The 1,928-nt window shown below is 68.8% G+C and carries 1 protein-coding gene and 1 other RNA gene; both read left to right on the top strand.

From position 1 onward, the window contains the following. Nucleotides 1-46 precede the first annotated feature (46 nt). An RNA gene (gene ffs / locus ABE485_RS31040) (signal recognition particle sRNA small type) lies at nt 47-144 on the top strand. A gap of 150 nt (nt 145-294) precedes the next feature. Then, nucleotides 295-1,928: DNA polymerase III subunit gamma/tau (gene dnaX / locus ABE485_RS31035; RefSeq protein ID WP_346519090.1), on the top strand; the 1,634-nt coding region annotated here is incomplete at its 3' end.

The raw sequence follows: 1,928 nt of genomic DNA, 5'->3' as shown, positions 1-1,928 counted from the left end.
AGATTCTAGCGAGCAAGCGAAGCGCAGCTCTGCTAGAATCTCGGCTGGCGGGCCCCTTCGCATGGTTCGACGGTGAACCTGGTCAGGTCGGGAACGAAGCAGCCATAGTCGTTTAGGGTCAGTGCCGGAGTAAGGCTCGCCAACCGGATTCTTCAAGCAGGTAGCGTTTGCTGCCCAGCTTCCAGGGGGACGGGGTTATTTTCCAAGGATTCAATCCACGGGAATAAACCCGTCCCCTTTGCATTCCGGCCCGCTCCATCAACGGGTTCAACAATCAGGCTCTACAATCCAGCCATGACTTATCTGGTATTGGCCCGCAAGTGGCGGCCGCGATCGTTCGATACCCTGGTGGGACAGGATCACGTGGTGCGCGCGCTCACCCATGCGCTCGACACGCAACGCCTGCATCACGCCTGGCTGTTCACCGGAACCCGGGGCGTCGGCAAGACGACGCTCTCGCGCATCCTGGCCAAATCGCTCAATTGCGAAACCGGCATCACCTCCAAGCCCTGTGGCGTGTGCCGCGCGTGCACCGAGATCGACGCCGGGCGTTTTGTCGATTACCTCGAGCTGGACGCGGCGTCGAACCGCGGCGTCGAGGAAATGACCCAGCTCCTCGAGCAAGCCGTCTACGCGCCGGGCGCGGGACGCTTCAAGGTCTACATGATCGACGAAGTCCACATGCTGACCGGGCACGCGTTCAACGCCATGCTCAAGACGCTGGAAGAGCCGCCGCCGCACGTCAAATTCATCCTGGCCACCACCGATCCCCAGAAGATCCCGGTGACGGTCCTGTCGCGCTGCCTGCAGTTCAATCTGAAGCAGATGCCCGCCGATTCCATCGTCGGCCATTTGCAGGCCGTGCTCGGACAGGAAGACGTGGGGTTCGAAATTCCGGCCCTGCGCCTCATCGGGCAGGCGGCCTCCGGATCCATGCGCGACGCGCTGTCGCTGACCGACCAGGCCATCGCCTACAGCGCCGGCAACCTGACCGAAGACGCCGTGCGCGGTATGCTCGGCACCATCGATCAGCGCCATCTCGTCCGCCTGCTGGACGCGCTGTCGTCCGGCGACGCCAAGGGCGTGCTGGCGGTGGCCGATGAACTGGCGATCCGCGGCCTGTCCTATGCCGGCGCGCTGGCCGATCTGGCCGTGCTGCTGTCGCGCGTGGCCATCGAGCAGCGCGTGAAAGGCGTCACCGCGGCCGAAGATCCGCTGGCGGAAGACATCGCCCGACTGGCGCAGGTCCTGCACCCCGATGCGGTGCAGCTGTTCTACTCCGTCGCCGTGCACAGCCGCAGCGAACTGACCCTGGCGCCCGACGAATACGCGGGTTTCATCATGGCCTGCCTGCGCATGCTGGCGCTCAATGGCGACGCCGGTCCGCAGACCGCGCTGGAGGCGCCCGCCGCCCCCGCCCGCCAGACGGCAGAGCCGGCGGCGGCCGTTGCCGCGGCGGCCGTTGCCGCGCCCGCAATCGCCGCGCCGGCAATTGCCGCGCCACCCGTCGCTGCACCGGCGGTTTCCGCACCGTCCGCAGTCGCGCCGGCGCCCGTCGAGGTCGTCCAGGCTGCGCCGGCGCCCGCGTCTTCAGCGCCCGTCCCGGCGGAAAGCCCTGCGTCCGAACCCGCCGCCGCGCCGATCGTGGCGCAACAACCGGCCCAACCCGTCGAATCCGGGCAGGCTCAGGCCGCCTCGGCGGAACAGCCCCAGCCCGCCGCCCCGGCAACGCCCACGCCGCAAGCCGCCGATGGCGGCAGCGTGCCGCCCTGGGAAGACCTGCCGGCGGACGCCCGCGAGGCTGCCGCCAATCCCGCCGCCGGCAAGGCGCAAGGCTCGGCTGCGCTGGCGGTGACGCCCGCGGCGGCGGCCGTGGCGCCCGCCCCGGCGCCGGACGACTCGGATGGCCCGCCGGCGTGGGTCGACGA

The organism is Achromobacter spanius (assembly GCF_039673305.1).
GTDB classification, from domain to species: domain Bacteria; phylum Pseudomonadota; class Gammaproteobacteria; order Burkholderiales; family Burkholderiaceae_B; genus Achromobacter; species Achromobacter spanius_F.
Note: the sequence above shows the minus strand (reverse complement) of the source record. Positions and strands in the feature narration are given on the sequence as shown.